At 46.7% G+C, this 25,451-nt stretch carries 23 protein-coding genes; 5 read left to right on the top strand and 18 right to left on the bottom strand.

Features of this window, described 5'->3' with window-relative positions:
* Positions 1-2 precede the first annotated feature (2 nt).
* Entirely contained in the window at positions 3-764 is a 762-nt protein-coding gene (locus tag ACPW7J_RS05030) for a hypothetical protein (protein ID WP_424959452.1), read from the top strand.
* A complete protein-coding gene (locus ACPW7J_RS05025) occupies positions 751-2,151 on the top strand; it encodes a hypothetical protein (protein WP_424959451.1) in 1,401 nt (466 codons plus the stop codon). Before ACPW7J_RS05030 ends, ACPW7J_RS05025 begins: the two co-directional genes overlap by 14 nt.
* Positions 2,152-2,247: 96 nt before the next feature.
* On the opposite strand, the gene ACPW7J_RS05020 is transcribed toward ACPW7J_RS05025, so the two are convergent.
* From ACPW7J_RS05020 to ACPW7J_RS05010, 3 genes are all read right to left on the bottom strand, one after another.
* The gene (locus ACPW7J_RS05020) at positions 2,248-3,249 is read right to left on the bottom strand and encodes a GGGtGRT protein (protein WP_161874533.1); all 1,002 of its coding nucleotides are present in this window, start codon (positions 3,247-3,249) and stop codon (positions 2,248-2,250) included.
* A gap of 12 nt (positions 3,250-3,261) precedes the next feature.
* Positions 3,262-3,954: a hypothetical protein gene (locus ACPW7J_RS05015; protein ID WP_161874534.1), complete on the bottom strand. Its 693-nt coding sequence runs from the start codon at positions 3,952-3,954 to the stop codon at positions 3,262-3,264.
* A gap of 135 nt (positions 3,955-4,089) precedes the next feature.
* Entirely contained in the window at positions 4,090-5,454 is a 1,365-nt protein-coding gene (locus ACPW7J_RS05010; RefSeq protein WP_424959450.1) for a radical SAM protein, read from the bottom strand.
* A gap of 192 nt (positions 5,455-5,646) precedes the next feature.
* Between ACPW7J_RS05010 and ACPW7J_RS05005 the strand changes: the two genes are divergently transcribed.
* Complete coding sequence (locus ACPW7J_RS05005; protein ID WP_161874536.1) at positions 5,647-6,033, top strand: helix-turn-helix domain-containing protein; 387 nt, start codon at positions 5,647-5,649, stop codon at positions 6,031-6,033.
* Here ACPW7J_RS05005 and ACPW7J_RS05000 read toward each other — a convergent pair.
* The 8 genes from ACPW7J_RS05000 to ACPW7J_RS04965 all read right to left on the bottom strand — a co-directional run bounded on the left by ACPW7J_RS05000 (position 6,030) and on the right by ACPW7J_RS04965 (position 14,848).
* Positions 6,030-7,352: a hemolysin family protein gene (locus tag ACPW7J_RS05000; RefSeq protein WP_424959449.1), complete on the bottom strand. Its 1,323-nt coding sequence runs from the start codon at positions 7,350-7,352 to the stop codon at positions 6,030-6,032. The genes ACPW7J_RS05005 and ACPW7J_RS05000 overlap by 4 nt on opposite strands.
* Before the next feature lie 229 nt (positions 7,353-7,581).
* Positions 7,582-8,037, bottom strand: a complete 456-nt coding sequence (locus tag ACPW7J_RS04995; RefSeq protein WP_424959448.1) for a Fur family transcriptional regulator — start codon at positions 8,035-8,037, stop codon at positions 7,582-7,584.
* A gap of 15 nt (positions 8,038-8,052) precedes the next feature.
* Complete coding sequence (locus ACPW7J_RS04990) at positions 8,053-8,904, bottom strand: putative manganese transporter (protein ID WP_424959447.1); 852 nt, start codon at positions 8,902-8,904, stop codon at positions 8,053-8,055.
* 133 nt (positions 8,905-9,037) lie between these two features.
* Positions 9,038-10,231 carry a bifunctional phosphopantothenoylcysteine decarboxylase/phosphopantothenate--cysteine ligase CoaBC gene (coaBC, locus tag ACPW7J_RS04985; RefSeq protein WP_424959446.1) on the bottom strand — a complete coding sequence of 398 codons (1,194 nt, stop codon included), beginning with the start codon at positions 10,229-10,231 and terminating at the stop codon, positions 9,038-9,040.
* Between the two features lie 175 nt (positions 10,232-10,406).
* Positions 10,407-11,624 carry a Sapep family Mn(2+)-dependent dipeptidase gene (locus ACPW7J_RS04980; protein WP_424959445.1) on the bottom strand — a complete coding sequence of 406 codons (1,218 nt, stop codon included), beginning with the start codon at positions 11,622-11,624 and terminating at the stop codon, positions 10,407-10,409.
* A 73-nt stretch (positions 11,625-11,697) separates the two neighbouring features.
* Positions 11,698-12,429, bottom strand: coding sequence for an aspartate/glutamate racemase family protein (locus ACPW7J_RS04975; protein ID WP_424959444.1), 732 nt, complete (start codon positions 12,427-12,429; stop codon positions 11,698-11,700).
* A gap of 12 nt (positions 12,430-12,441) precedes the next feature.
* On the bottom strand, positions 12,442-13,539 hold the full coding sequence (locus ACPW7J_RS04970; protein ID WP_424959443.1) for a DUF917 domain-containing protein: 1,098 nt from the start codon (positions 13,537-13,539) through the stop codon (positions 12,442-12,444).
* Positions 13,540-13,567: 28 nt separating this feature from the next.
* Positions 13,568-14,848 carry a cytosine permease gene (locus ACPW7J_RS04965; protein WP_425756989.1) on the bottom strand — a complete coding sequence of 427 codons (1,281 nt, stop codon included), beginning with the start codon at positions 14,846-14,848 and terminating at the stop codon, positions 13,568-13,570.
* A 174-nt stretch (positions 14,849-15,022) separates the two neighbouring features.
* On the opposite strand from ACPW7J_RS04965, the gene ACPW7J_RS04960 reads away from it, so the two are divergent.
* Complete coding sequence (locus ACPW7J_RS04960) at positions 15,023-16,171, top strand: PucR family transcriptional regulator (protein WP_425756987.1); 1,149 nt, start codon at positions 15,023-15,025, stop codon at positions 16,169-16,171.
* Between the two features lie 259 nt (positions 16,172-16,430).
* Here the strand turns inward: ACPW7J_RS04960 and sigG are convergent, their stop codons facing one another.
* From sigG to ACPW7J_RS04925, 7 genes are all read right to left on the bottom strand, one after another.
* Positions 16,431-17,201, bottom strand: a complete 771-nt coding sequence (gene sigG, locus ACPW7J_RS04955) for an RNA polymerase sporulation sigma factor SigG (RefSeq protein WP_202623972.1) — start codon at positions 17,199-17,201, stop codon at positions 16,431-16,433.
* 74 nt (positions 17,202-17,275) lie between these two features.
* A complete protein-coding gene (gene sigE / locus ACPW7J_RS04950) occupies positions 17,276-17,983 on the bottom strand; it encodes an RNA polymerase sporulation sigma factor SigE (protein WP_425757499.1) in 708 nt (235 codons plus the stop codon).
* A complete protein-coding gene (locus ACPW7J_RS04945) occupies positions 17,967-18,782 on the bottom strand; it encodes a sigma-E processing peptidase SpoIIGA (RefSeq protein WP_425757497.1) in 816 nt (271 codons plus the stop codon). Before ACPW7J_RS04945 ends, sigE begins: the two co-directional genes overlap by 17 nt.
* Before the next feature lie 111 nt (positions 18,783-18,893).
* Positions 18,894-20,372: a 4-hydroxyphenylacetate 3-hydroxylase family protein gene (locus tag ACPW7J_RS04940; RefSeq protein ID WP_425756984.1), complete on the bottom strand. Its 1,479-nt coding sequence runs from the start codon at positions 20,370-20,372 to the stop codon at positions 18,894-18,896.
* Positions 20,373-20,416: 44 nt separating this feature from the next.
* Complete coding sequence (locus ACPW7J_RS04935; RefSeq protein ID WP_425756982.1) at positions 20,417-21,361, bottom strand: 3-hydroxyacyl-CoA dehydrogenase family protein; 945 nt, start codon at positions 21,359-21,361, stop codon at positions 20,417-20,419.
* Between the two features lie 75 nt (positions 21,362-21,436).
* A complete protein-coding gene (locus ACPW7J_RS04930; protein WP_425756980.1) occupies positions 21,437-22,354 on the bottom strand; it encodes a cyclase family protein in 918 nt (305 codons plus the stop codon).
* A gap of 462 nt (positions 22,355-22,816) precedes the next feature.
* On the bottom strand, positions 22,817-23,668 hold the full coding sequence (locus ACPW7J_RS04925; RefSeq protein ID WP_425756978.1) for a 3-keto-5-aminohexanoate cleavage protein: 852 nt from the start codon (positions 23,666-23,668) through the stop codon (positions 22,817-22,819).
* Positions 23,669-23,894: 226 nt separating this feature from the next.
* Between ACPW7J_RS04925 and ACPW7J_RS04920 the strand changes: the two genes are divergently transcribed.
* Entirely contained in the window at positions 23,895-25,421 is a 1,527-nt protein-coding gene (locus tag ACPW7J_RS04920) for a sigma-54 interaction domain-containing protein (RefSeq protein WP_425756976.1), read from the top strand.
* The last annotated feature ends 30 nt before the right edge of the window (positions 25,422-25,451 follow it).

Genomic DNA, 25,451 nt, shown 5'->3' with positions numbered 1-25,451 from the left:
TCGTGCAAAAATACAATTCCATTTTCGCATACGCCGCCCAGCGAATTCTGCCAAAGCTTTCCCTGCTTTTAGCTGTAACCGCCGCGGTTGAAATCTCTCTATTCAAAGTCGTGCTTCATAAATACGCTGAACAAGGCATCTATAATTTCACGCTAAATGATGTTATAGATGAAGGTCACATTACGCTGGTCTTTGGTTTGTCTGCTGCGTGCATGTATGCTTTGCTCTGCGGCATCTGCAGCGCAAAGGGTTCTAACCGGATGAGATACACTCTGTACAGACTTCCTCTGTCAGAAAGATTTCTTCCCTGGATCTGGATGCTCTGCAATGTCTTCGTCATCATGATTTTCTGGGCGTTCCAGCTGGGACTTCTGCTGATACTGTCCAGAATTTTTATGCATGAGCCGCATATCGCGTCCTCTTATCTGGGCGTTTTCCTGGCAGCCTACGAAGTACCTGTATTTCACAGCCTTCTCCCTCTGGACGATATCTGGCTGCACATAGAAAATATAATCCTTATCATCAGCGCCGCGGTCAGCGCGTCGCTGTTCGCTCTAAAGCAGCTTCACGGACGATTCAATTTCGCGGCGCCTTTACTGGCCGTATGTACTTTTGTTTCCTTTTCCCGCAGCGCTACCGGTTCTTTTGTCTCCGGGGCAAAATTATTCATGTTAGCCGCATGTATCGTCATCGAACTTTATTCACTAGTCATTATGATCCATGACTGCCGTCATGGTTTTCGGGAGGTGTATGAAAATGCGTAGAAGCGCCGTACTCTTATGTCTGTTTTCCGCTCTGGCAGCTTGCTTCATCCTCTATACCGGATTTTCTATTAACGGACTAAAGGAGCAGGTCACAGTTACCGAAACAGTCCTGGCTGGCGACCGAGACAAGGCGGCAGGCGTCACCATAACGAGCCGAAGCCTGTTTCAGGATTGTCTGCACTGGGAAACCCGTTATGATATCAATGAAAGCCTAAAGTATACCGCTGCGTTTCGCTTCGAACATACACCGCCTGAAGGGGAGGATAAAAACAGAATAGTTCCCTTTTTGGCGGATGCTCTGGCTGAAAGCATAGGTGTCTCTTACAATTTCTCTGATAAAAATGCCGACTTCTACAGGGATTCAACCATGGGTCCGCTACTTTTGGATGCTGTAAAACAAGCGGATACAGGCGATGACAAGCATATAAGATTACCCTTGAACAAGTATTTCACCTACTATCCCGTGTCGCTGCAAATATCTCACCCCGATTATAATGTTCGTGAGCAGCAACCGGAGAATGAAAAGATAAACTCGTATTTCAGACTGCCTGTATACGACGCCTACTATACGGTTGATGTCCTGAGAAACAGCGACGGCGAAATCATCCATGTCACCTGTGAGTTTAACGGTTCCCGTCCCTGGTCAGGATATTATTCCTACACGAACCATCCAGTCAGTCTTACTTCACCCCAGGGCGCTTATCTGACCCTCTGTTCAAGCGACGACTACGCTATGCCTGAAGATATGCGCGGAATACACTTTATCCCATACGTAGAAGACACGCAGATCGTATCGAATAAAACAGTCTACAACTACGATATGAAGCACGCTCATCTGGCATATCCTCTTGCTGAGGACGCCCGCGCTCTATCTCTTACAACCAGCACAGATGAAGATGAACTGCTTCTCATAACCTATGAACAGGGACGTTGCTATTTGACGGTTATAGACCGCGATACCATGAAAAAAAAACAAAAGCTTTCTATGGGAAAAACAGCGGATATTGACAAGGATCCTCTGCTCTTTGATACTTATCAAAACAAATCGTTCTATATGGCTGTGCAAAACAACAAAAAGATTCACTGTTTTGTCAAAGAACGCGGACGTTACAGGCGCTTTCTCACAGATCAACTGTACCTGCCGGAAGAAACAGAGAGGAATGATGAAATCTCAGCTGATTTTCTGGCGATGGACTATTCAGACAATCGGCTGGCCCTCGGTATGATGTCCCTGCAGAACGGACTTACTCCGCTTAACTCTGTCTACCTGCTGGTCTATGAATCATCCGGACTGGTTTACGCTGGCTATTATGAAAACAGTCTGGATCAAAGCGGCCGGGTATACGGTCAGGAAACAAACGGCATCAATATACATTGGGGACCTTAGCGCTGACGCCCTTTGATCATTCCCTGTATCAGACGTGAAAAAACGACTTCGGGAAAATCTCCCGAAGTCGTTTTATCTACTATAAAAATCGGTTTCTCAACCCTTACAAGCTTCCTGCACGGCAACCGCGACAGCCACGCTTGCGCCAACCATCGGGTTGTTGCCCATACCCAAGAATCCCATCATTTCAACATGTGCAGGCACAGAAGATGAGCCCGCGAACTGCGCGTCGGAATGCATCCTTCCCATGGTATCCGTCATACCGTAGGAAGAAGGTCCTGCCGCCATGTTGTCCGGATGCAACGTTCTTCCTGTACCTCCGCCCGACGCAACAGAGAAATACTTCTTGCCTTCCAGAACCCGCTCCTTCTTATAGGTTCCCGCAACAGGATGCTGGAATCTCGTCGGATTAGTAGAATTTCCAGTAATAGACACGTCTACATTTTCGTGATGCATGATAGCAACGCCTTCTCTTACGTCAAAAGCGCCATAGCACTTTACCTTAGCGCGGTCGCCTTTAGAATACGGCGTTTCCTTAACAATCTTCAGTTCGCCTGTATAGAAATCAAATTCCGTCTGCACATATGTGAATCCGTTGATTCTGGAAATAATCAGGGCGGCGTCCTTTCCAAGACCGTTCAGAATAACCCGCAGAGGTTTTGTTCTGACCTTGTTAGCTGAGTTGGCGATACCGATCGCGCCTTCTGCCGCCGCAAAGGATTCGTGACCTGCAAGAAAAGCAAAGCACTCCGTTTCCTCACTGAGCAGCATAGAGGCCAAATTGCCATGACCAATTCCGACCTTTCTGTCATCAGCCACAGAGCCTGGAATGCAAAATGCCTGCAATCCCTCACCGATGGCCTTTGCTGCTTCCGCCGCAGTCACCGCGCCCTTTTTCATAGCAATGGCAGCGCCGAGCACATATGCCCAGCAGACATCCTCAAAACAGATCGGCTGAATGCCCTTTGCAATTTCATATGGATCAAAGCCTTTATCTGTGCACATCTTACGCGCTTCTTCCAGATCCTTGATTCCGTATTCTTTCATAACCGCCTCGATTCCGGCGATCCTTCTATCATAGTTTTCAAACAATTCCATCCCTGACTCCTCCTATTCCTTCCGCGGATCGATCTTCTTGACCGCTTCGCTAAATCTGCCATATTCGCCGCTGGCTTTTTCAATGGCTTCCATAGGGTCTACGCCGTCCTTGATGAAATCCATCATGCGTCCCAGATTTACGTATTTATATCCGATAATATTGTCGTTCTCGTCCAAACCCTCTTCCAGAATATAGCCTTCTGCTAATTCCAGATATCTAGGTCCCTTTGCCGCAGTGGAGAAGATGGTTCCCACCTGACTTCTGGTTCCTTTACCAAGATCCTCAAGTCCCGCGCCAACGGCAAGTCCTCCTTCCGAAAATGCCGACTGGCTTCTGCCATAAACAATTTGCAGGAACAGCTCCCGCATTGCTGTATTAATTGCATCACAGACCAAATCTGTGTTCAGCGCTTCCAAAATGGTCTTTCCGACCAGAATCTCACCTGCCATAGCCGCAGAGTGAGTCATACCGGAACATCCCAGCGTCTCGATCAGTGCTTCCTGGATAATGCCATCCTTCACATTCAACGTCAGCTTGCAGGCGCCCTGCTGCGGCGCGCACCAACCCACACCATGGGTCAGACCAGAAATGTCCTTGATTTCCTTCGCCTGCACCCATTTTCCTTCTTCCGGAATCGGGGCAGGTCCATGATTGGCATCCCTGTTCACGATGCACATGTTCTCGACTTCTTTTGTATAGATCATCTTCTACCTCCGTTAAGATTCATTACTATCCCAGTATAGCACCTGCCGCGCGTTTCTTCAACAGGTTTTATCTGTTATCGCATGTCAAAAGAAAAAGAAAGCCGCCTCGCAGGACAGCTTTCACGTCAAAATCCATTATTTTTCCCTTTTTGACCAAAGGGTGTCTGCCGCAGTCTTCCACGTATCAGCATAACCCCGGCATTTACCGCACAGCGACTCCGCCGTCTCCGGAGATGCAAGATCCGTAGATTTTGCGCCGGTTTTCCTTACCAGCTCCGGCAGAATATCCGGATTCTCCAGCATAGGACATGGCCTTAAATGATTGTCATTAAAAGGCTGATTATCGTGATACGCCATAAAAATAGGTGAATGGAGAATTTCAAGCAAACTGTTTTCTTTTATATTTGCGTTAGAGTAATGAACAAATACACACGGTTCAGCATCGCCGTTAGCATTGATATGAAAATAGTTTCTGCCTCCCGCAATGCAGCCTCCCACATATTCTCCGTCATTTTGAAAGTCAAAGCAGAACATACCTTGCCCTTCTTCCATATCCCGTATCTCTCTAACGCGGCGGTACATATACAGACGCTGTTCGGCCGTAGGCAGCAAATCAGTTGAAGCGTCGCTGCCTACAGGCATATAGTGAAAATACATCGAAAATTTCACACCTTTCTCTATCTCCATATGAATAAAATCATCAGATGTTACCTTTTCTATATTTTGACGGGTATAGCAAATAGACGTTCCAAAAAGACATCCATTCTTTTTCAATAAATCCATGGCGCGCATAACTTTGCTGTAAACGCCATTTCCACGCCGCAGGTCATTAACCTCCTCGCTGCCTTCTAGGCTAATAGCAAGATACAGATTTCCTACCTGCTTCAGCTGATCGCAAAACGCCTGATCTACCAACGTGCCATTGGTAAAAGCCATAAACGCACAATCTGGATGCGTTTCACATAATCTGATTAAATCATCCTTTCGCACCAAAGGTTCTCCACCAGTGTACATGTAAAAATAGATCCCCAGCTCCTTGCCCTGCCGGATCACGCGATCCATTTCCTTAAAAGTCAGGTTCAGCTTATTACCATATTCTGCAGCCCAGCAACCGACACATTGAAGATTGCAGGCGCTGGTTGGATCCATTAAAATCAGCCACGGTACATTGCAGTCATGCTCTTTACGAGCGTCCTCCATCGTTTTCGTACCGCAAAACATCGCCTCGTAGCCCAGGTTCAAAATCGCCGTCTTCAAAACGTTCTTATCCAGTTCTTCAAAAAATCTTCCAATGTATTTAGAAAGCGCGCTGTTTTCATCCATTGTAAGCCTTTGCAGCCGATCAAAATCGATATCTACATCTGTTTTCTCAACATATCCTTCCGCCATACGAAGCATATCGCTGATAACCTTCTGCCGGTCCCTTCCCATTTTGCCATATGACGCGTCTATCGCTTTTGAAAAAGCCATTCTGCCTAATTTATGATTCCATATGTTCATCAATCTCCTGCCTCCTGTTACATTCTATATGCCTCATTATAAATATGACATTTAACATCCGCAAATATCAAAACTTCGGCTTTGTCTGGAAATCCAACAAATCTCGAAATTTGTCGAAAAAAAGTGAAACTTTTCCTTAGACTAACGTCTCTTTATATATAGAAAGGATTCCATGAACAGGAGGTAGCCAACTTGGAGAACAAAGACCGAAACTCGCAAATAGCCGAAAACCTGCGGTATATCCGAACGGTTTTCGGCTATACACAATCCGATATAGCTAAGGTTCTCCATGTATGCCGCTGCACATATGTTCAATATGAAACCGGCAGAATGATACCGCATACAGAAAGCCTTATGGATCTCGCCCAGTTTTACGGAATCACAATAGACACCTTGCTCGGAGATCCTAAAAAATCCTTCTCTGATCATATTCTCTTTACCGACTACACGGATAACCAACTTCCTCGTCTTCTCAGTATTTTCAGCAGATTGACAGATGAACAGCAACAATGTCTTCTTCACAAAGCACAAACCTTACAAGCGCACGAAAAAGCTTGGAGACATTTTGTAAAACGTTAATTTTGTCCAGGTGATTTCTCAGGGATTTCGTTCTTTTTCTCTACAGTGGTAACTCCAATCCTGTGATTCTCAACACTGAGAATCTGAATTCTTAAACATTCTGTTTCTACAAACAGTTCCGCTCCATCTTCCGGTATCTCATCCAAAATTCCACAAAGAAAACCGCCGAAAGTATCATATAGCTTTTCTGGCAGCGAAACACCTAACGCCTGGCTCACCTCGCTAACATCCGCGCAGCCATAGACCTCCCATCGATTCTCACCTAAATAGCGAATCGTTTCCTCTCTTTGATCTTCCGCATCATAAAGATCCCCCACTAATGCTTCCATTAAATCATGCAGTGTTACAATGCCTGATAATCCGCCGTATTCATCAATCACCAAGGCAAAATAGCATCTTTTTTTCCTCATATTGCGAAACAACACATTGGCCTTCATCGTTTCAGGTATGAAATATGCCTTTTTGACCGCTTTTTTTACAATCTCAGCTTGATCCTTTGCCTCTATGCGAAAATAATCCTTTGTGTCTAAAACGCCTACGATTTCATCAATATTTCCTGAACAAACGGGATAATAAGTATATCTGCCTTCATAAATGATCTTCTCCCAGGCTTGCATATCATCTTCCGTATCCAAACAAGCGATATCAACTCTATGAGTACAAATCTGTTCCGCTGTAATATCGTCGAACTCAAACACATTCTCAATGATCTGACTTTCATCCTCATCAATAATTCCCTGTTTGTTTCCTGCTGTCAGCATCATTCGAATTTCTTCTTCTGATACCTTTTCCTCATCTTCTTCCGGATCAATTCCCAAAAGTCTGAGGACGCCGTTTGTAGACAGCGTCAGCAAAAACACCAGCGGCGCAAATACCTTTGATACACCGTGAAGCAGACCCGACAGAGCAAGGCCTAAGGCTTCAGCCTTTTTCATCGCGATGCGTTTAGGAACTAGTTCGCCAAATACCAGATTGAAATAAGCCAGAATGAGCGTAATTAAAATTACAGACACCGATTTTAACACAGATACGGATATCTGCGGCACAACTGCAGATATCTGCTTTACCAGAGGTTCTGCAAAGCTTTCAGCAGCAAAAGCGCTGCCTAGAAGTCCCGCTAACGTGATTGCCACCTGAATCGTAGCGAGAAATCTGGCCGGCTGCCGCGTCAGCCTAAACAATCGCATGGCTCGCTTATCACCACGCTCTGCCTTTGCCAGCAGTCGTGTATCATTCATAGATATAACGGCAATCTCCGCACTTGCAAACGTAGCGTTTAAAAAAATCAATATCACTTGTAAAAACAACGCGCCTAACATATTTCATCCTCCAACTTCCATTTGATTTTAGTATTACCAAAAAACACAAAAAGGCACAGTTCAGTTAAAAACAACTGAACAATGCCGAAATATTTCATAAAATTACACGGCCCGTCATATTCGTCCATGCATGAATCACACCTTTCCTATCTTGCCTCTCATTATATGTATGCACTTTCGACTATATGCTGCGCCTGTTTTATTTATTTTTTCGTTCATAATTACAGGATTATTTCTTGCATCCGTCTCTCCCCGCGGCCTGCCGATGCGCTCTTTGCTCCGGACGGCATTTGCTGCAGAGCCCATAAATAACAGACCCCCTGCACTGCAGAGAGAATTCATGCTCCTGGCTGATATGATCTGCTATCTCCTCCATAAAGCTGCAATTCAAATGTATCACCGCACCGCAGCTGACACATTGAAGATGAAGATGCGCGTCGCATCCCTGCTCTGGCTCTATGATCTGATAAGTTGCTTTATCTCCTTTTTCCCCAGTATATTTCATCAGATGTCCGTCTTTTTCCAATTTATCCAGATAACGATAAATGGTAGTCACATTGACAGGACAGTCCAGAGCCTGCAGATGCGCGTCAATCTCCCGAACAGTCACTGACCTGTCGCAGTTCTCTTTCAAAAATTCTTTGATTTTTGCTCTGTTATGGGTCTTATACTCTCGTTTCATCATGTCTACATGCTCCCTCTAAAATGTAATGCCTGAAAAATCAATCACCACGCCCCATGCAACGCTGCCGCCATAGAGAAACGCTGCAATGATCAGGTTTTCCTTCATGTGATGATTTTCTTTAAACAATACCAGAAGTCCTACGCCGGCGCTCACCAAAAGTCCGCTCATCATAGGCCCCGCTGTAATAATACCGTCCAAATATAGCTGCGTAATAATCACTGAAGCGGCACAGTTGGGAATCAAACCTACCAATCCCGCTATGGCCTCGCCAACGAATGGAACGTTAGAAAACAGAGCCTTTAAGCTATTCTCACCAACCATATAAATCACAAAACCAATTGCCAGGGAAATAATCAATACAAAGAAAAAAACCTTCAGCGTATGATGCGCCGCCTCCTGAAATATACTGCCCGCACAGCTGCAGCAATTATCCTGGGAGTGTTCAAAGCTTTTCGGCGCTTTTTTCTTCCGTGCCAGCCATCCGAAAAGAATCTCTATCAAAAAACCACTGATCATGCCAATCACGATCTTCATTCCCAATATCCCCGCGATCGTTCCTATCTCAACCTTTTCGGAAATCAAAATCGGCAGCATTTCATCAGAGGTCGACATATAAATAGAAATCAAAGTGCCCAGTGTCAAAACTCTCCCCATATAGAAATAGGAGGCGGCAGCCGAAAATCCACACTGAGGAAACGCCCCAAGAATACCGCCCCATAACGGCCCGAATTTACCGGCCTTTTTTATCAAGCGCTGCGGCCTGTCACTTGCTGCATGCTGTAAAATTCCCATAACTAAATAGGTTAAAAATAAAAACGGGATCAGTTTGACACTATCCTTAAATCCATCTAAAACAACCTCCAGCATGCCCGCTCTCCTCCATTCAACTTCAAATAGGATGCTCCGAAGACAAATTAAAAATGCAACCAGATCGAAATTGCAAATCAGTTGCATTTTTATTATAGCACAGTTATTCTATTTGTCAATCATCACTATGAGTTTACTCTATCGATCTCAAAATCGCATCCACCACGGCCTTTGAAACCTGATCCTTTCCCATCAGTGAAAGCGGCTCTGCGCCTTCCTTTGTAATCAATGTTACAAGATTGGTGTCCGTGCCAAATCCCGCGCCGTCATCCTTCAGATTATTCGCCACAATCATATCAGCGTTTTTACGCGCCAGCTTCGCTTTGGAGTTCTCCAGCATATTTTCTGTTTCCATAGAGAAGCCGCAGAGGAATTGCCCTTCCCGCTTATGCTCTCCCAGATACTTTAAAATATCCTGGGTTCGTTTCATAGGAATGGAAAGGTCGCCGTCTTTCTTCTTCACTTTCTGATCGCTGACATTGACAGGCGTGTAATCGCTGACCGCGGCAGCTTTGATGATGATATCCGAGTCTTTGCTTCGCGAAACCACTGCTTCAAACATGTCCGCCGCGCTTTCCACCGGCACTACGTCTACAAACATCGGTACAAGCGCTGTTGTCGCCGCTTTTACCACAGTAACCTCCGCGCCGCGCAGCATGCACTCCCTGGCAAGAGCAAATCCCATCTTGCCGCTGGAATGGTTGGTAATGAAACGCACCGGATCCATAGGCTCTCTGGTTGCACCGGCAGTAACCAATACTCGTTTTCCTATCATATCCTTTTCACGAGCAATGGCCTTTTCGATATATGCAAATAACACCTCTGGTTCAGGCATTTTACCGCTGCCTGTGTCACCGCAGGCAAGATAGCCGTAAGCCGCCGCAATCACTTCGATGCCATAACTCCGTAAAATTTCCATATTATCCTGGGTGATAGGATTTTCATACATAGCGGTGTTCATGGCAGGCGCGACGATTTTCGGACAGGTAGATGCCAGAAAGGTTGTCGTCAGCATGTCGTCAGCCAGTCCGTGGGCCAGCTTTGCCATCACGTTCGCCGTCGCTGGCGCGACCAAAAACACATCAGCCTTCTTCGCCAGAGCCACATGCTCCACGCTGTGCTGAAAATTCCGATCAAAGGTATCTACAATACACTTGTTTCCTGTCAGCGTTTCAAAGGTAATGGGATTGATAAAATTGCAGGCATGCTCCGTCATAATCACATGTACCTCTGAACCTGCCTTTACAAGACTGCTGACAAGAGAGGCGCACTTGTATGCCGCAATACCTCCGCTAACACCTAAGAGAACAGTTTTATTCTTCAACATAGTAATCTTTGCTCCATTTTCATAAATATGATGCAATCAGTATACCATCTGACTGCCTGTTTTTCAAGAGTCGGTCTCATCATGCTCACGGCAAACGCAACACTTCGTTCTATGCAGCGGGCGCACCGCAATCAAATAGGAACTGCAGAAGCAGCAGTTCCTATTTGATTTTCATCTATTCACAAGCTAGTTTTTCGATGGCGAGCCGGTAGATTTCCCGTGCTTTTTCCAAATCCTCTACAAAGATCCACTCGTTGGCTTGATGTTCCGTCAGCTCTCTGCCCGGAAACGCCGGACCGAAAGCTACGATATTCTCCATGGCTCTGGCGTAAGTACCGCCGCCGATCAGCTGCGGCGGTGTATCATCACCGGTCACCTCCACGTAAGCTTCCATCAGCTTTCCGATCACAGGTCCGTTTTGATCCATATACACCGGCTGCATCGCCGCTGCGATTTCCACTGCAATCTCCGCCTCAGCGAAATTTTCCCGCAGCTTTTGAACCACATCTTCTTCCGCATAGGTTACCGGATAGCGAATATCCACCGCCAGCTGCACTTTTCCGTCCTCCATGGAAATCTTTCCGGCATTAAAGGTCAGTCCGCCGCTGGCAGCATCAGAAAGACCGATGCCGCAGCCGGAGCCGTCCAGCCGCCAGCCGATTTTATCCATATACACTTTGGCAAAGTGACAGTCTTTTGCGGCAGCCTTTTCCATCAGCTTGGTGATAGCGTTTTCTCCATCTTCCGGCGTGCTGCCGTGGGCTGCCTTTCCTGTTTCAGAAAAAACAGTGCCATCCGGCAATACGCCCTTTGCCCACGCCGCTACCATGTTCGGCGCGTCGCCGCCGGCAATCTCTGAAAAACCGGCTTTAGCTGCATCCATGGATAATACCGCCATCAGGATTCCTTTTTCTCCGTAAATTGCAGGGAAGTCAGCATCCGGCGTGAATCCGAAAGATGGAATTTCCTCGCAGGATTTATAATACTCCATATCTTCCCAGTCGCCGCATTCCTCCATGACGCCAAAGATGATACGCACTCGCTTTTTCAGCTTTCTTCCGGAATCCAGCACATCCTTCATGGCATAAATCGCTGCCATAGCAGGCCCTTTATCGTCCATCACGCCACGCCCATAAATGCGGTCTCCCTTTACCGTACCGGCAAAAGGCGGAAAGTTCCATCCCTCTCCCGCAGGCACCACGTCCAGATGACAGAGAATCCCCATCAGTTCTTCTCCCCCGCCGATCTCAGCATAGCCCAGCTTTCCGTCCACATATTTCGTACGGAAGCCCAGTTCTTCGCAAATACCTAGTGCGCAGCCAAGGGCATCATACACCTCCGGCGTTCCGGTGACACTGGGAACGGCGAGCAGTTTCTGTAAGCTCTCAATCATTTTGCACAATCCTCCTATATTTTGCAATATATAGTTCCTTGCATTTTATTATACACGAAAATGCTGTCTGCGTCTACCCTTCTGCCTGCGTCCAGTGTAGCGTATCAAAGGATACGCCGCCGGGAATAAAATTGTTGTAACCCATCCGAACCATGGATTCCAGCGCCACACAGCCGTTTCGCACTGGTTCGATCACATTGACGCAAACCTTCCTGTCTGCAAGAATTTGCAGCAAATCCTCATAGATATAGTACATGGCTGTGCAGCCAAGACAGATCACACTGACACGATCCTGTGTTGCCATCTCCGTACACAGATCCGCCAAAGCGGCAAGCAATGTGTCTTTTTCCACTTTGATGTTTTCCACCATCAGATCCAGCGCGCGAATGGAAACAATACGGTCTGACACACCGAGATTTCGCGCCTTCTTTTCTTCATTCAAAATGCCTGCCTGATCGGTAGTAATGATGCCGATTCGCTCTCCAAGAGAAAGGGCCGTCGTTACCGCCGCTTCATAAGGTCCTACGGCAGGGATACGTCCCATTTCCCTGAGACCATAAACGCCCGGATCATCAAAGCAGTCCACAAAGACGCCGTCAAAATTTCCATCATCCTTTACTGCCATGACGACCTGGCTACCGTTTACCATGCCGGCAAGCTCTGTCTCCACCGTTTCAAACCCATATTGCAGACTGGAAAATTCCAGTTCCGTTTCCGGCATCAGATGAGGCTTCAGATACGCGGCAAGTTCTTCGCTGTAGTCAGAATAATCTCCTACCACAGGAATGATAAATTTCAGCTTCATCACCTGCGCCTCTTATCTTTCGTTAAAAGGTACATAGTCAAAATCAAAGCCGAAACTTCTCGGACCGAAGACCTCAAGCCCTCTTTTGGTTTTCCAGATTTCCGGCGCCGGCAGAACAAATACGGTCAGTTCCATGCCGTTCTCATAGTTTGGATTGGTCACCGGTGTGCCGTCTTTATCTACTACGCAGATCAGATCCGGCACTGTAATATCCACTTCACCGTCCAGATAAGAAACCAAATGTTCATTCTTATACCAAACCTTGTATTCATGCCCCTCATATGCGCCGGTGCCCGCAAGCACGGTATCTCCATAGATGAAACCGCCGGTTTCTTCTACCTTCCACTCTTTCACGATACCGCGGAACAGCACTTTGCCGTTTCCTGCCTCACAAACCTTTTCCGCAACATCCTCTCCATTTTCTCTTGCTTTCCGAAGAGCCTCACCCAGCTTCAACGTGTAAGACAAGGCATTTGGAATAATCGCGCCGCGGAGCTGCTTTCCGGTAATGGCATGATCTGCCACGCCAATTTTATTTCCGCTGGCAACAGCTACGCTTCTAACAATGTCTTCTGCACGCATGTCGTCCACAATATCCTTTACAATCATAGCGTCGCCAAACTGGGTCGCCAGTGCAATGGGCGCCATCGGAATGTCCTTTACAAAGAAGGTGCTGTGCTGCAGTTCCGGCACAGAACGACCTGCCGGGTCCGCATCAATAATCGGCACACCCAGCTGGCAGGCTGCGTGAAGGGCAAATGCCGTATTCGCACCGCCCAGCTCCGTAGAAACCGCGCCGAAAAACTTCTGACCGAAGTAATCCTCTAAGGTGCGGAACGCCAGCAGAGATTCCGGATATCCCAGCAGTGGCAGATGAGCATATTCCTCTCCGCCGCCTTCCAGGGAAGCCGGAGAGCCGCACATGTACGGCACTGCGATGTAAGCATCATCAGGTACCTCATCCACACTTGCCATGTACAGATCCTTACCCTGGGCAAAGTCTTCTTCCATGGTACGAAGTCCCAGATCCAGATCGCCGCCTCCGCCGGTGCCTACGATGGTGCAGCCGTAAAGAAGATCAATAATTTCCTGTTTTTCTAGCTTTCTCATGATGTTATCCTCCTCATATCTTTCTAAACTATTCTACGGTTCCGTCCAGTTCTCTCGACTTTGACGGAATGAATTTCTCTACAATCAGGTAAACGATCAGTCCCCAGAGCAGACCAGAGTAGTCGACCTTGACCACAAAAGCAGCAATGGCGATGGCAATGATCGTCGAAAGAATACCTGTCCAGTTGAAGCCTTCCACTCTGTGCCAGCTTTCCGGTTTCCCTTTTCCAACAATCCAGTAGTCCGCCATCATGACGCCGCCCATGGCGGAGAACACATAGGACAGCAGGCTCAGGAATGATTCAATGTGGCCCAGAATGCCCAGCACTGCCAGGACGATGCCTACAAGACCGGTCACCAGGGTCGCCAGCTTTCTCTTGTTATCCGGCAGATTAAAGGTCATCACCACATCCAGTCCCGCAGAATATGCGTTGAGGGAATTGGTGGTCCAGGTTGCCAGAATCAGTACGATAATCCCCAGAAACGGCAGTCCTACCGTTGCCAGTACCGAAGAAATATCGTAATCCGCCGCTACCTTTGTCATCAAAATGCCTAGCACCAGGGTAAAAATGGCTGCAGGCAGAATGCCCCAGAATGTGGACTTAATGGTTTCTTTTCTGCTCTTCTGGAATCTGGTGATATCGGAGCAAGTGACCGCTGCGACCGCTGTAAAGCTAAAGGAAAGTCCGATACCCTGCATCATGGTCATAGACTGTTCTACTTCTACGGCAAGTCCTGCTGATCCAAATTTTCTGAACGCCATGACCGTACCGAGTACCATAATGATTACCAGCAGCGGAATGGAAACAGAATCCAGCTTTTTCAGCGCGTTCATGCCGAATACGGCGCTCAGCAGCATAATGACGCCCCATGCGATAGAGGATATACTCACCGGAATTTCTACGCCGGTCGCGATGTGCATCAGGTTGGAAAAGGCTTCGCCGCATACGTTGCAGTTGATGCCGAACCAGCCGATCATCGAGATGGCAAGCAGAGAACTGATTAAAATTCTTGCACCCTTTGTCCCGAAAGTAGAGCAAGTAATCACTGCACTGGGAATCCCCAAATCTGCTCCCTGCATCCCCAGAAAGAAAGAGATGAAAATCGTAAGCAGATATCCGATAATTCCCGCTGCAAGGGCTTGCCACAGCGGCATAGACGCTGACAGAATCGCGCCCAGCAAAAGGCTCGGTACACAGATAAACAGGCCGGTCTGCACAGCTGCCAGTGAAACCCAGCCTTTTCGGTCCTCAGGCTTTACTCGTTCCAGAGCAAAGTCCTCCATTGACTTCTTGTTTTCTTCAGACATAGTAAAAACTCCTTTTCTTTGATTGCACCAATCATATCAATTTTCAGATAACTTGTCATTATGGGCGCTACGAATAAATACCGCTTATTTTTGTGGTTTTCACAATCTAGTATTGCTTTTTCTCCATTTTCATTTATAATTTATACAAATACCACTGTCGAAAAGAGGCAAAAAATGAAAAAAATCACCGTTTCGGACATCCTTCATCTGGACATCTTCAGCGACTACCGTCTGGCTGCAGGCAAAAGCGGACTGCAAAATGAAATTCATTATATCAACGTTTACGACAATCCTATCAGCGAGATTGATACCGACATTCAGCTCTTTCCCGGAGATGTCTATCTGACGTTCTTTTACTATGGCAAAGACGACACCGATTATATCATGCATACACTGCGCTATCTGATCTCCCAAAAAAGCGCTGCCCTGATTGTCTTTGATGAATATATGCATACTCTGCCGCGGGAAGCGACAGCCCTTTGCGACGAGGCGGGACTTCCGGTTATTTTTCTGGACTGCCGTACGCCCTATTCGTTGGTGATCGCAAGTATCATGGAATGTAAAATCGCCATGGAACAGAAGAATACCATAGAAGAAAAACTAGAAACCATCTTAAGCCGCAGCAGTTCCTCCGATAAAAAAAGGCGTTTGCTGCAGGAGCTGAATCCCTCCTTTCAGCAAAATATTACGGCGCTCTTTGCGCAAACAGATCAAACGCTTCCGCCAAGTACCAAGGTCAATCTCATGTCTTCGGTAATTCGTGATCTCAGGCATTTTGCTGCAGAATTTCGCGGTGGGATTCTGTTTCTCCTCTCCTATTCCGACAGCAGAGCCGACGCAGCTTCTAAAACGGTACAGCATACCGCGTCGCAGATTTATACCGCCTTACAGGGCGCTCGGATTGGTATCAGCAATCCCCACAAGCTGGACGACACAGGCAGAGCGATTGCAGAAAGTCTGCTCTGTATCACTGCCGGCAGCCCCGATCAGCAAGGGAGAATCATGTACAGTGAACTGGGCGTCGCCCGCATTCTGGCGGATCTTTTGGGCAGTCCGTCCCTGGAACAGTTTTACCAGGATATCACCCTGCCGATTTTAGAATCTGACGCCCAAAACAACACCTGCCTACTGGATACCATGCTCACGTTCACAGCATATCAGATGGACTGCAAAAAAACAGCGGAGGCTATGTTCGTACACGAAAATACCATCCGCTATCGTATTGGCAAACTGAAAGAGCTGATTCCCTATGGAAAAAGTGATATGGATTTCTACGAAACCATCTCTATCACCGCCAAAATTCATCATATGAAACAGCTATAGGAATAGGTTTTTCTCTCGCCGTAGGTTTCTTCCAATCAACCTGCGGCTGCGCCTTGGCTTCTTGGGAAACCCTGACGTTGGACCTACCAACGATTCTTCCTTCTGCTTACGCATCGGAACAATCGGGTTAGCTTTTTCTCTCGCCGTAGGTTTCTTCCAATCAACCTGCGGCTGCGCCTTGGCTTCTTGGGAAACCCTGACGTTGGACCTACCAACGATTCTTCCTTCTGCTTACGCATCGGAACAATCGGGTTAGGTCTCAAACATATTTCCGCATATATTTCAACGCGTTTTTCTCAAGTCTTGATACCTGGGCCTGGCTAATTGAAATCTCCTCTGCCACTTCCATCTGTGTCTTCCCCTCGAAAAAGCGCATCTGCAGAATATGCTTTTCTCTCGGAGACAATTTGTTCATTGCTTCTGACAGGGAAATATTCTCTATCCATCGTTCGTCAGTATTCTTCGTATCTTGCACCTGATCCATAACATAAACCGCGTCTCCATCGTCATGGAACAACGGTTCAAACAAAGATATCGGTTCTTGAATAGAATCCAATGCCAGAACGACGTCTTCACGGGGAACCTCAATATCTTCCGCAATCTCAGTGATAGAAGGATCTCGAGAAAGCTCATTAGAAAGCCGTTCTCTCGCCTGCAACGCCTTATATGCAATGTCTCTTAAAGATCGGGATACTCTGATACTGTTGTTATCCCGCAGATACCGGCGCACTTCACCGATAATCATCGGTACAGCGTAGGTTGAAAACTTAACACCGTGACTCAAATCAAAGTTATCCAGCGCCTTAATCAATCCGATACAACCTACCTGAAACAGGTCGTCAGGGTTTTCTCCCCGTCCTGTAAATCTCTGGATCACGCTCAAAACCAGCCTCAGATTTCCCGTAATAAACTTTTCCCTTACATCCATATCTCCGGCTTTAATCGCCAGAAGCATCTCCTGCATTTCATAGTCCTTGTAAACCGGAAGCTTTGCGGTATTTACACCGCAGATTTCTACTTTGTTCGCCATAATTCACACCAGCCTGTTCTATATAGTTTCATATGTATAGATTGCGCTCGACGGTGTAAAACATGCGAAACAAATTATCCCAGTTTCTGCACCTCCCGTTGAAGACGTTCAATGATTTTTTTCTCCAACCGCGATATGTAACTTTGAGAAATGCCCATAGCGTCGGCAACTTCCTTTTGCGTCATCTCCTTGCCGTTTTTCAAACCAAACCGCATATCCATAATCTGCTTTTCTCGCAAGGAAAGCTTATCCAGCGCTGTATATAACAGCTTTCGGTTCACTTCTTCCTCCAAATGCGTGCTGACCACATCATTTTCAGTACCCAAAATATCCGATAGCAGCAATTCATTTCCATCCCAGTCAACATTCAGCGGCTCATCTAAAGAGACCTCGCTTTTTCGTTTCACATCCCGGCGCAGATACATAAGAATCTCATTTTCAATGCACCGCGACGCGTAAGTGGCAAGTTTAATATTCTTCTCTACCTTAAAAGTATTGACAGCTTTAATTAAACCAATCGTGCCAATAGAAATTAAGTCCTCTACATTAACCCCTGCATTTTCAAATTTCTTCGCAATATATACGACAAGCCGCAAATTGCGCTCAATAAGTATCGCCCTTGCTTCCTGACTTCCCTTCGCGTAGGCCTGAAGCATCTCCCTTTCTTCCTCCCTGGAAAGAGGCGGCGGCAGTACATCGCTGCCGCCAATATAGAATACATTTTCAGCATTTTTTCCAAATATCCTTATAAAAAAGCGTCTTAATTCATTCAACATCAGTATAAATACCCCTTTCTAACATCTCCGACGGCAAAAGAATCTGCTTTTCCTTCTCCTCTGAAAGGAAATTTCCATCTCCCCAAACCGCCAATATAGGCTGCTCTATTTTGCCGCCTGTATATTCTAAAGAATCCGCCCGCCAGGCGTCCAACAATCCCCTGTTGGTTCCTACAGCTCGGAAAGGTATTGCCGCGTAACGAGTGTCCACATCTGTCAGACCGTCCAGCATTTCCTTCATCAAAGTCTTACCAACCAAAGCTACAGGCTTGCCGGATAACGGTTCGCGCAGCAAATTCCCCGAATCTATAAAACCTGTCAGCCTCCACTGACGGTCTCCCATCGATACTGTTACAAAAGTTAACGTTCTGGCTGCCTGACGCTTTGTTCGGATCAGACTAATACATAATTGCAGAAATAGCAGCGCGGCAACAGACGCTGCACTGACTGTCAAATATGTAACTCGCGGCATATATAAGCCCTGGCCGCTCGCAATGCCCTGCCATCCAAAAACGGAAAGCAGAGCCATCGCCGTACCCCCATAGAGCACAGTGATCATGAAAAAAACAGCTGCAGAAGCAATCGTATGACGCAGATTCTGCAGGCCGAAGGCAATTGTTACTGCCGCTATGGTAAACAGCGCTTTCAATGCAAATGACACAACGGGCATTACGGACAAAAACATAGTGAATGAAAACGCTCCACACAGGGCGCTGCACAACAACAGTCGAAGCTTACCTATATCCCTCCCATAAATTTTTCCTGAAAAAAATGTAATAATCCATCCTGCAATAAAATTTTCCATGAAAAGGTATTCACTGTAAATGATCAAAATAAAGACTCCCCTCTAGCTGGTACTACTACAGTATAGCTAAAGGGGAGCGCTGAATTTGTCAAAATCTGCAGGATAGAAAAATTATTTCTCTATGCCGGCAATTCTCTTAGCAAGTTCTTTCTTACCCTGAATGTTACCCTGTCTGCCGATCATAATTCTCTGTGCCTGCGGCGAACCGGCGCCGTGGAGAGACTCTGTTCTGTAACCCACTGCAGACGCGCCCAGACAAATATTCTCCAGAAAACGAAGGATTCGCATTCTATCTTCCGTAGAAACCTCTGGTCTGCCTGCAAAGTATTTATTGCAAATTTCACCGATAGTTTCACCATTTCTGCCCGCCACAGTGGCAGAATTGAAGTCTTTCTCCGAAGGCATGGTAACCATTAAACCACCTGCGATGTCTTCCGCCAGTCTGACAATCTCGTAAGGGAACCTGGTTACATTCTGTTTGCACACATTGGCAAGGAGCAGATCAATCTGGTAATTGCCCGCCTTCGTCTGCTGTCCCTGACTGGAGCAAGCGATACCACAGCAGTACAGCGTCTCATTCAGATGCGTCATTTCAATCAGTTTATCCTTCACAGCAGATGCTTTTTCCGCGCCGTTATATTCAGCAGCTACAGCAGCAGCGCCGATCACAACATCGCCGACGCCGACCTTACAGCCACCGTAGCTCTGTCTGTGATAACCGGCAAAACGTTCTACCATCATTCCCGCGAAATCATATTCTCCCGCCATGAAAATATATTCGTTCGGAATGAATACATGATCGAACACCACTAGGGCTTCCTGTCCGCCAAACTGCTTGTTCCCTAGATCTACATCCGCGCCTTCCTCCAGCTTTCTGGTATCGCAGGACTGTCTTCCGTAGATCATGAACAACCCTTCCGCGTCGCTTGGGCATGCGAAGGACACTGCGTAATCCGCATCCGCTTCCCGCATTGCGATGGTCGGCATGATAATATGCCAGTGAGAATTAATAGAGCCGGTCTGATGTGCTTTTGCGCCACAGACGACAATACCGTCTCCCCGTCTTTCTACGATGTGCACATAAAGATCTGGATCCGCCTGTTCATGCGGCGCTTTCGCCCGGTCTCCCTTAGGGTCTGTCATCGCGCCGTCAACTACCAAATCCTCCTCCTGAACCATTTCCAGGAATTTCAGAAAACGCCCATTGTACTCCGTGCCGTATTTCTCATCAATTTCATATGTAGTAGAATACACTGCGTTAAATGCGTCCATACCTACGCAGCGCTGGAAGCAAGAAGCTGTTTTCTGTCCCAGCAGACGCTGCATCTTCACCTTCTTGATGAGATCATCCGTAGATTGATGCAGATGGGTAAACCGGTTGATAGTTTTTCCGGTAATGCTGGATTTCGCGGTCATCAAATCTGCATACTCCGGATCCTGTGCCAGTTCATAGGTCATAGCCACACAATTGATTGACGGGCGAATGACCGGATGATCGACCCAGTTCTCAATCTTCTCTCCAAACATATATACTCTGGTGTTTAATTTACGCAGGCTTTCAATATATTCAGCCCCTGTCATCAGTGACATAATATTTCCTCCTTCTAAATGCGGCTGTAAGCCGATTCTGCCATTTACAGACGATCCAACGCTCTCGCCACTTTAATGAGACCCTCTATGAGATCCTTCTGTGATTTTTCAATATCCGACTGGCTCCACTTCATAAAACCCTCGCCGCTCTTAAAGCCCAGCTTACCTTCTTCCAGCTTTTCCTTCAGTAGCTTTGACGGTTCTGTACTGTTCTCGATGTGAGGAAACAGATATTCGTGAATACTGTAAGTCAAATCTGTACCGCCTGCATCGATGACTTCCATCGGCGCGCGCACACCAAGACGCATGCCAAAGCCGTATTTGATTGCTTTATCTACATCTTCAGCCGTCGCGATTCCGTTTTCCACGATAGAAATCGCTTCTCTGAACAACGCGTGCTGCATTCTATTGGCAAGGAATCCCGGAACGTCCTTCTGTACGATGACCGGACACTTTCCAGCCTTTTCAAGGAGATCGTAGGTTTCATGCACAACATCTTCTGATACATATCTAGTCTTAATCACTTCGACCAGCGGCATCAAATATGCCGGATTCCAGAAGTGCGTTCCGATGATCCTTTCCTTATGTATTGATTTTTCCGCAATTTCTGTCACGCTGATTGCGGAGGTATTGGTAGCCAGAATCGTGCTCTCTTTGCACATAGCGTCCAGCTTGGCAAAATAGTCCTGCTTCACCGCCAGATTCTCTACAATACACTCAAAGATGACATCTGCAAAGGCTGCTGCTTCTTCTAGACTTTCCGTACAGGTAACCCGCTCTAAAATCTCCGGAATTCTATCCTCCGCTAAAGCCTGATTATCCGCCAGAACACGAAGTCCTGTCTCCATTGTCTCCATCGGTTTTGCTCTCAGCTTGTCATCATATACATAGATAATCTTAACCTCATGACCTGCCATAGCAAAGGTCTGTGCAATACCTGTGCCCATGACGCCGGCGCCCAGAACCGCGATCTTTTTCTTCTCGCTCATGTCAGTTTTTCCTTTCTCCATCTTCTTTCCTATGAATATGGGAAACTCCTGCGTGCGGAATTTCCCATGAAATTTTTAATATACGCCGTACGGATATTCTTTATCCGGAACGTTTCTGTCAATTCTGTCAGACGGAACAAAGGCAACGGCACGAACGATGGTACCATCACCCATGTACCAGCGCAGCGGGAACGCGCAGAACAGGAATCTCTGGTTGGTTACTTTGTCCAGATCTCCGCCTAGGTTTTCAATGCCCATCACGTTGTTTGCCATCAGAATATCGTGGCATGGCTCCCATTCTGGGAAATCCTGAAGCGCAGGATGTCCGAACTGTTCCTCATATTCCTCTACGATACGCGGTACATATGGTCCAGGACCGTGATCTGCAGCATAGGTGTACAGAATGTGGTCTATGGCCTGCATATCAAAGCCAACTCCTCTTACGTGATGCTCTACAAACCATTTTGCACCGTCAATGGAAAGACCTGGACTATATGCGAAGTAATCGTCATTCTCACCCCAGCGTCTGTGTGTGCCAGTGTTCAGAAGAACCCAGTCGCCTTCTTTGATTCCGCCAGGCACCTTCTTTGCTGCCTCTTCAATGTCTTCAACTGTAATCAGTTCCCACTTTCCCTTTGGAATATCCAGACAAACTGCCTCGCCAAAATAATTCTGAATTGGCAGCTCATGGGTAAACGGGCTCTCCGGAATGACATGGGACGGAGAATCCGCATGGGTAGAATTGTGCATATGAAAATCATTGAAGGTCTGCAGAAGACGATAATGCATCGGCATATGCTGCACTCTGTCAATATGAAAATCTCCATTGGACGGCCAGAGCGGATTGCCTCTGCCAAATGGGTTTGAAAGATCGATCAGTTCAAATGATCCGTCTCTAAACATATCAAAGATACTTCCATCATAGGGCTTTTTCCAATCATTTGTATGTGCGAAGCACTCTTCGCGCGTGTGTCTTACAGCGATTTCTGACATGATAAGATCTCCTTTTCAGTTTATATTTTTTGGTGCGTCAATTAGCTTGCAAGCACCAAAAGAGAAATTTTTATTCTTGATGCTATATTACATCGCAAAGGTTGTGCCAAAGTTTCAGGCACAGTGCAAAAACCTTCGTGCGCCTTGTAATCACCCGTGTTTCATCAAAAGGCGTCCGCCCCGCCCTTTCGCTGCGACAGGCTTTTTCTGTTGCAAAGCAGCACCTCCGTTGCGAAAGGACAACACAGATTGATCTCAAACCGACTATAGATTCCACCGCGCTGACACAGTTGTGCAATTGCTTCTTTCTTCAACAAATTTGCACAACTTCCGAACCTACCGCGGCAGCAGCGGTATTGCTATTCTCAACATAAACGTGAAAGAGGCCTCTGCATATTTTATTTCTAGTCCATGCATCAGCCTCTTTTCATTTATTTGAGAGTAACTATACTGAATTTCAGATTACTTTTTAAGACCCAGAATCTCTCTAGCTTCATCTGGGGTCGCGACAGACTTACCCATTTCCTCTGCAAGCCGTTTTACACGAGCAACAAACTGCTCATTGGATTCTGCTAGCTGTCCTGCATTATAGTAAACATTGTCTTCAAGACCAACACGGATATTTCCGCCCATAGCAAGGGCAGAAAGCAGAATTTCGTTAGCTCCTCTACCGATGCCGAAAGCGCTCCAGGTGCAGTTTTCCGGCAGATGGTTCACAAGATATACCAAATTCTCTGTGGTCGCTTCCATACCGCCCGGCGCGCCAAGACACAGCTGAAAATGGGCAGGTTCTTTAATCAAACCCTTTTTAATATAGTATTTAGCGGTATTCAGCATGCCCATATCGAAAATCTCAATTTCAGGTTTTACATCTGCGGCGATCATTTCCTTACCGCACAGCTCCAGAAAACCCGGCTCATTCATAAATACTACCGAATTGAGCCAATTCATCGTGCCCGCATCAAAAGAAGCCATGTCCGGCTTCAGTTCTTTAAACGGACGAATTCTTTCTTCCCAGGAAAAGCCCTGTCCGCCGGAAGACGTCAGGTTAATGACAACCGGGCAGCCAGAGGCGCGCAACAGCTTGACCGTTTCTTCAAATTTATCAAAACGCATGCTGGCTTTATCTTCGTCATCTCTAACGTGAATATGCGCTACAGCAGCGCCTGCTTCATAGCAGGCAATGGCAGATTTTACGATTTCCGCAGGCTGGGTCGGCAAATTAGGATTGTTCTCCTTTGTAGTTACCGCACCGGTCAAAGCGGCCGATATAATGACTTTGTTCTTGTCGTTTAATCTTCTTGTTTCAAACATATTATAACTCTCCTTTTTTTCTGCTGATATCAGTTCTTCAGGCGTAAAACCGTTATTACATAATTTAAATTCTTCACTTACAATATAGCAAATCTCGTGCCAAAGAAAAATGCTGCAATTTCAACGAATATCCCACACACCATGTTGCACCTTGCAAATCAGCGTTGCATGAAAGCAACAACTTTGCTATACTAATAGTAATTTCATTCTACAGGAGGCAGATAACATGGATCAGGTATTAGCAATTCAAAAAGTACAAGAAAAAATCAAACGATCTTTGGAAGCACAAGACTATCAGAATCCGGATAAAAGCGCGCGGATCCTGCAAGAAATCTATCAGGACTTATCCGTATTTCTTGCGCAGGGCGTTGATTTTAAAATTGTCGTCGATGCGCTGGACGACAGCATTTTTATCACTGATAAAGACGGCGTCTGTCTGTACGTCAATCCCGCTCACCAACGCAATACAACCATTCTGCCTGAAGAAGTCATCGGCCGGAAGATATCTGATATTGTGGAAGAAGGAAATCTGTTCACCGGCGGCGCTACGTTGGACGTTCTCAAAACACAGAAAAAGGTTTTTCGTCTTTCCACCGTGCAGAAAACCAATCCGCCCAGCGTCGGTTATGCGGTCGGCGTACCGATTTTTGACCAAAACAGCAACCTACACCAGGTGGTTGTCAGCAGTCGTCCTATACTGACGCTCCAATCCCTACAGGAAGACTTCGGTAAGTTTCTCGCAGAAGCCAATGCGCTGGATAAAAGCCGTGAGAATGTCCGAATCTTAGAAAATACGGAAAGTTCCAAAAGACTGGTCGGTTCCTCCTATACTTTGCAAAAAGTATGGAATACCATCCAGATGGCTGCGCCGACAGACGCAACCGTTCTGATCACCGGCGAATCTGGTGTCGGAAAGGAAGTCGTTGCCGATGAAATCCATCGGCTCAGTAAATTAGCGGACAAAACCTTTGTCAAGGTCAACTGCGCCTCTATCCCTGCCAATCTGTTGGAAAGCGAACTGTTCGGCTATGAAAAGGGAGCCTTCTCCGGCGCTAATACCAGTGGAAAGCAAGGACTCTTTGAAATGGCAAACGGCGGGACTCTGCTTCTGGATGAAATCGGCGATATGTCCATGGATCTGCAGGTCAAGCTGCTGCGCGCTATTCAGAATAAAGAGATTACCCGCGTCGGCGGTACTAAACCCATCAAGCTGGATATCCGTTTCATTGCCGCAACTAACAGCGACCTGAAACGTAAAATTGCCGAAGGCACATTTAGACAGGATCTGTATTACCGTCTCAACGTCATTCCAATCTACATCCCGCCCCTCAGAGAGCGGCTCAATGATCTGGACGATCTTTGCCGTCACTTTGTGGAATATTTTACAGAAAAGCACGGACGTCCCTTCACGCTGACCGAGGATCAGCTTGCCATCATGAAGCAATATACCTGGCCGGGTAACATCCGTGAACTGGAAAATGTCATCGAATACCTGACCATCTGCGCTTCCGGTACAAAAGAAGTCGCCGATGAAATGCTCCGCGGTCTTCTGGATATCTCCCAGGGCGATGAAGTCGTCACCAGCACAGGAACACTGTCACAATCACTGGAAAACTACGAAAAAAGCCTGATTGAATCCGTCCTCAGAGACGCAAGCAGCCTCAGAGACGCCGGTGCAAAACTGGGCGTCAACGCGTCTACCATATCCCGAAAGATCAAACAGTACGGCATCGACTATCCGGGAGCGAAATAATCGCAAATAAAAATCGGCTGTATCACTTTT

The organism is Ihubacter sp. rT4E-8 (assembly GCF_049852125.1).
GTDB lineage: Bacteria > Bacillota > Clostridia > Peptostreptococcales > Anaerovoracaceae > Senimuribacter.
This window is presented reverse-complemented; position numbering and strand designations above follow the sequence as displayed.

Coding starts and splice junctions, on each gene's coding strand:
- ACPW7J_RS05025 (WP_424959451.1), top strand. CDS start 751: ATGAAAATGCGTAGAAGCGCCGTACTCTTATGTCTGTTTTCCGCTCTG.
- ACPW7J_RS05020 (WP_161874533.1), bottom strand. CDS start 3,249: ATGGAATTGTTTGAAAACTATGATAGAAGGATCGCCGGAATCGAGGCG.
- ACPW7J_RS05015 (WP_161874534.1), bottom strand. CDS start 3,954: ATGATCTATACAAAAGAAGTCGAGAACATGTGCATCGTGAACAGGGAT.
- ACPW7J_RS05010 (WP_424959450.1), bottom strand. CDS start 5,454: ATGAACATATGGAATCATAAATTAGGCAGAATGGCTTTTTCAAAAGCG.
- ACPW7J_RS05000 (WP_424959449.1), bottom strand. CDS start 7,352: ATGTTAGGCGCGTTGTTTTTACAAGTGATATTGATTTTTTTAAACGCT.
- ACPW7J_RS04995 (WP_424959448.1), bottom strand. CDS start 8,037: ATGATGAAACGAGAGTATAAGACCCATAACAGAGCAAAAATCAAAGAA.
- ACPW7J_RS04990 (WP_424959447.1), bottom strand. CDS start 8,904: ATGCTGGAGGTTGTTTTAGATGGATTTAAGGATAGTGTCAAACTGATC.
- coaBC (WP_424959446.1), bottom strand. CDS start 10,231: ATGTTGAAGAATAAAACTGTTCTCTTAGGTGTTAGCGGAGGTATTGCG.
- ACPW7J_RS04980 (WP_424959445.1), bottom strand. CDS start 11,624: ATGATTGAGAGCTTACAGAAACTGCTCGCCGTTCCCAGTGTCACCGGA.
- ACPW7J_RS04975 (WP_424959444.1), bottom strand. CDS start 12,429: ATGAAGCTGAAATTTATCATTCCTGTGGTAGGAGATTATTCTGACTAC.
- ACPW7J_RS04970 (WP_424959443.1), bottom strand. CDS start 13,539: ATGAGAAAGCTAGAAAAACAGGAAATTATTGATCTTCTTTACGGCTGC.
- ACPW7J_RS04965 (WP_425756989.1), bottom strand. CDS start 14,848: ATGTCTGAAGAAAACAAGAAGTCAATGGAGGACTTTGCTCTGGAACGA.
- ACPW7J_RS04960 (WP_425756987.1), top strand. CDS start 15,023: ATGAAAAAAATCACCGTTTCGGACATCCTTCATCTGGACATCTTCAGC.
- sigG (WP_202623972.1), bottom strand. CDS start 17,201: ATGGCGAACAAAGTAGAAATCTGCGGTGTAAATACCGCAAAGCTTCCG.
- ACPW7J_RS04945 (WP_425757497.1), bottom strand. CDS start 18,782: ATGGAAAATTTTATTGCAGGATGGATTATTACATTTTTTTCAGGAAAA.
- ACPW7J_RS04940 (WP_425756984.1), bottom strand. CDS start 20,372: ATGTCACTGATGACAGGGGCTGAATATATTGAAAGCCTGCGTAAATTA.
- ACPW7J_RS04935 (WP_425756982.1), bottom strand. CDS start 21,361: ATGAGCGAGAAGAAAAAGATCGCGGTTCTGGGCGCCGGCGTCATGGGC.
- ACPW7J_RS04930 (WP_425756980.1), bottom strand. CDS start 22,354: ATGTCAGAAATCGCTGTAAGACACACGCGCGAAGAGTGCTTCGCACAT.
- ACPW7J_RS04925 (WP_425756978.1), bottom strand. CDS start 23,668: ATGTTTGAAACAAGAAGATTAAACGACAAGAACAAAGTCATTATATCG.
- ACPW7J_RS04920 (WP_425756976.1), top strand. CDS start 23,895: ATGGATCAGGTATTAGCAATTCAAAAAGTACAAGAAAAAATCAAACGA.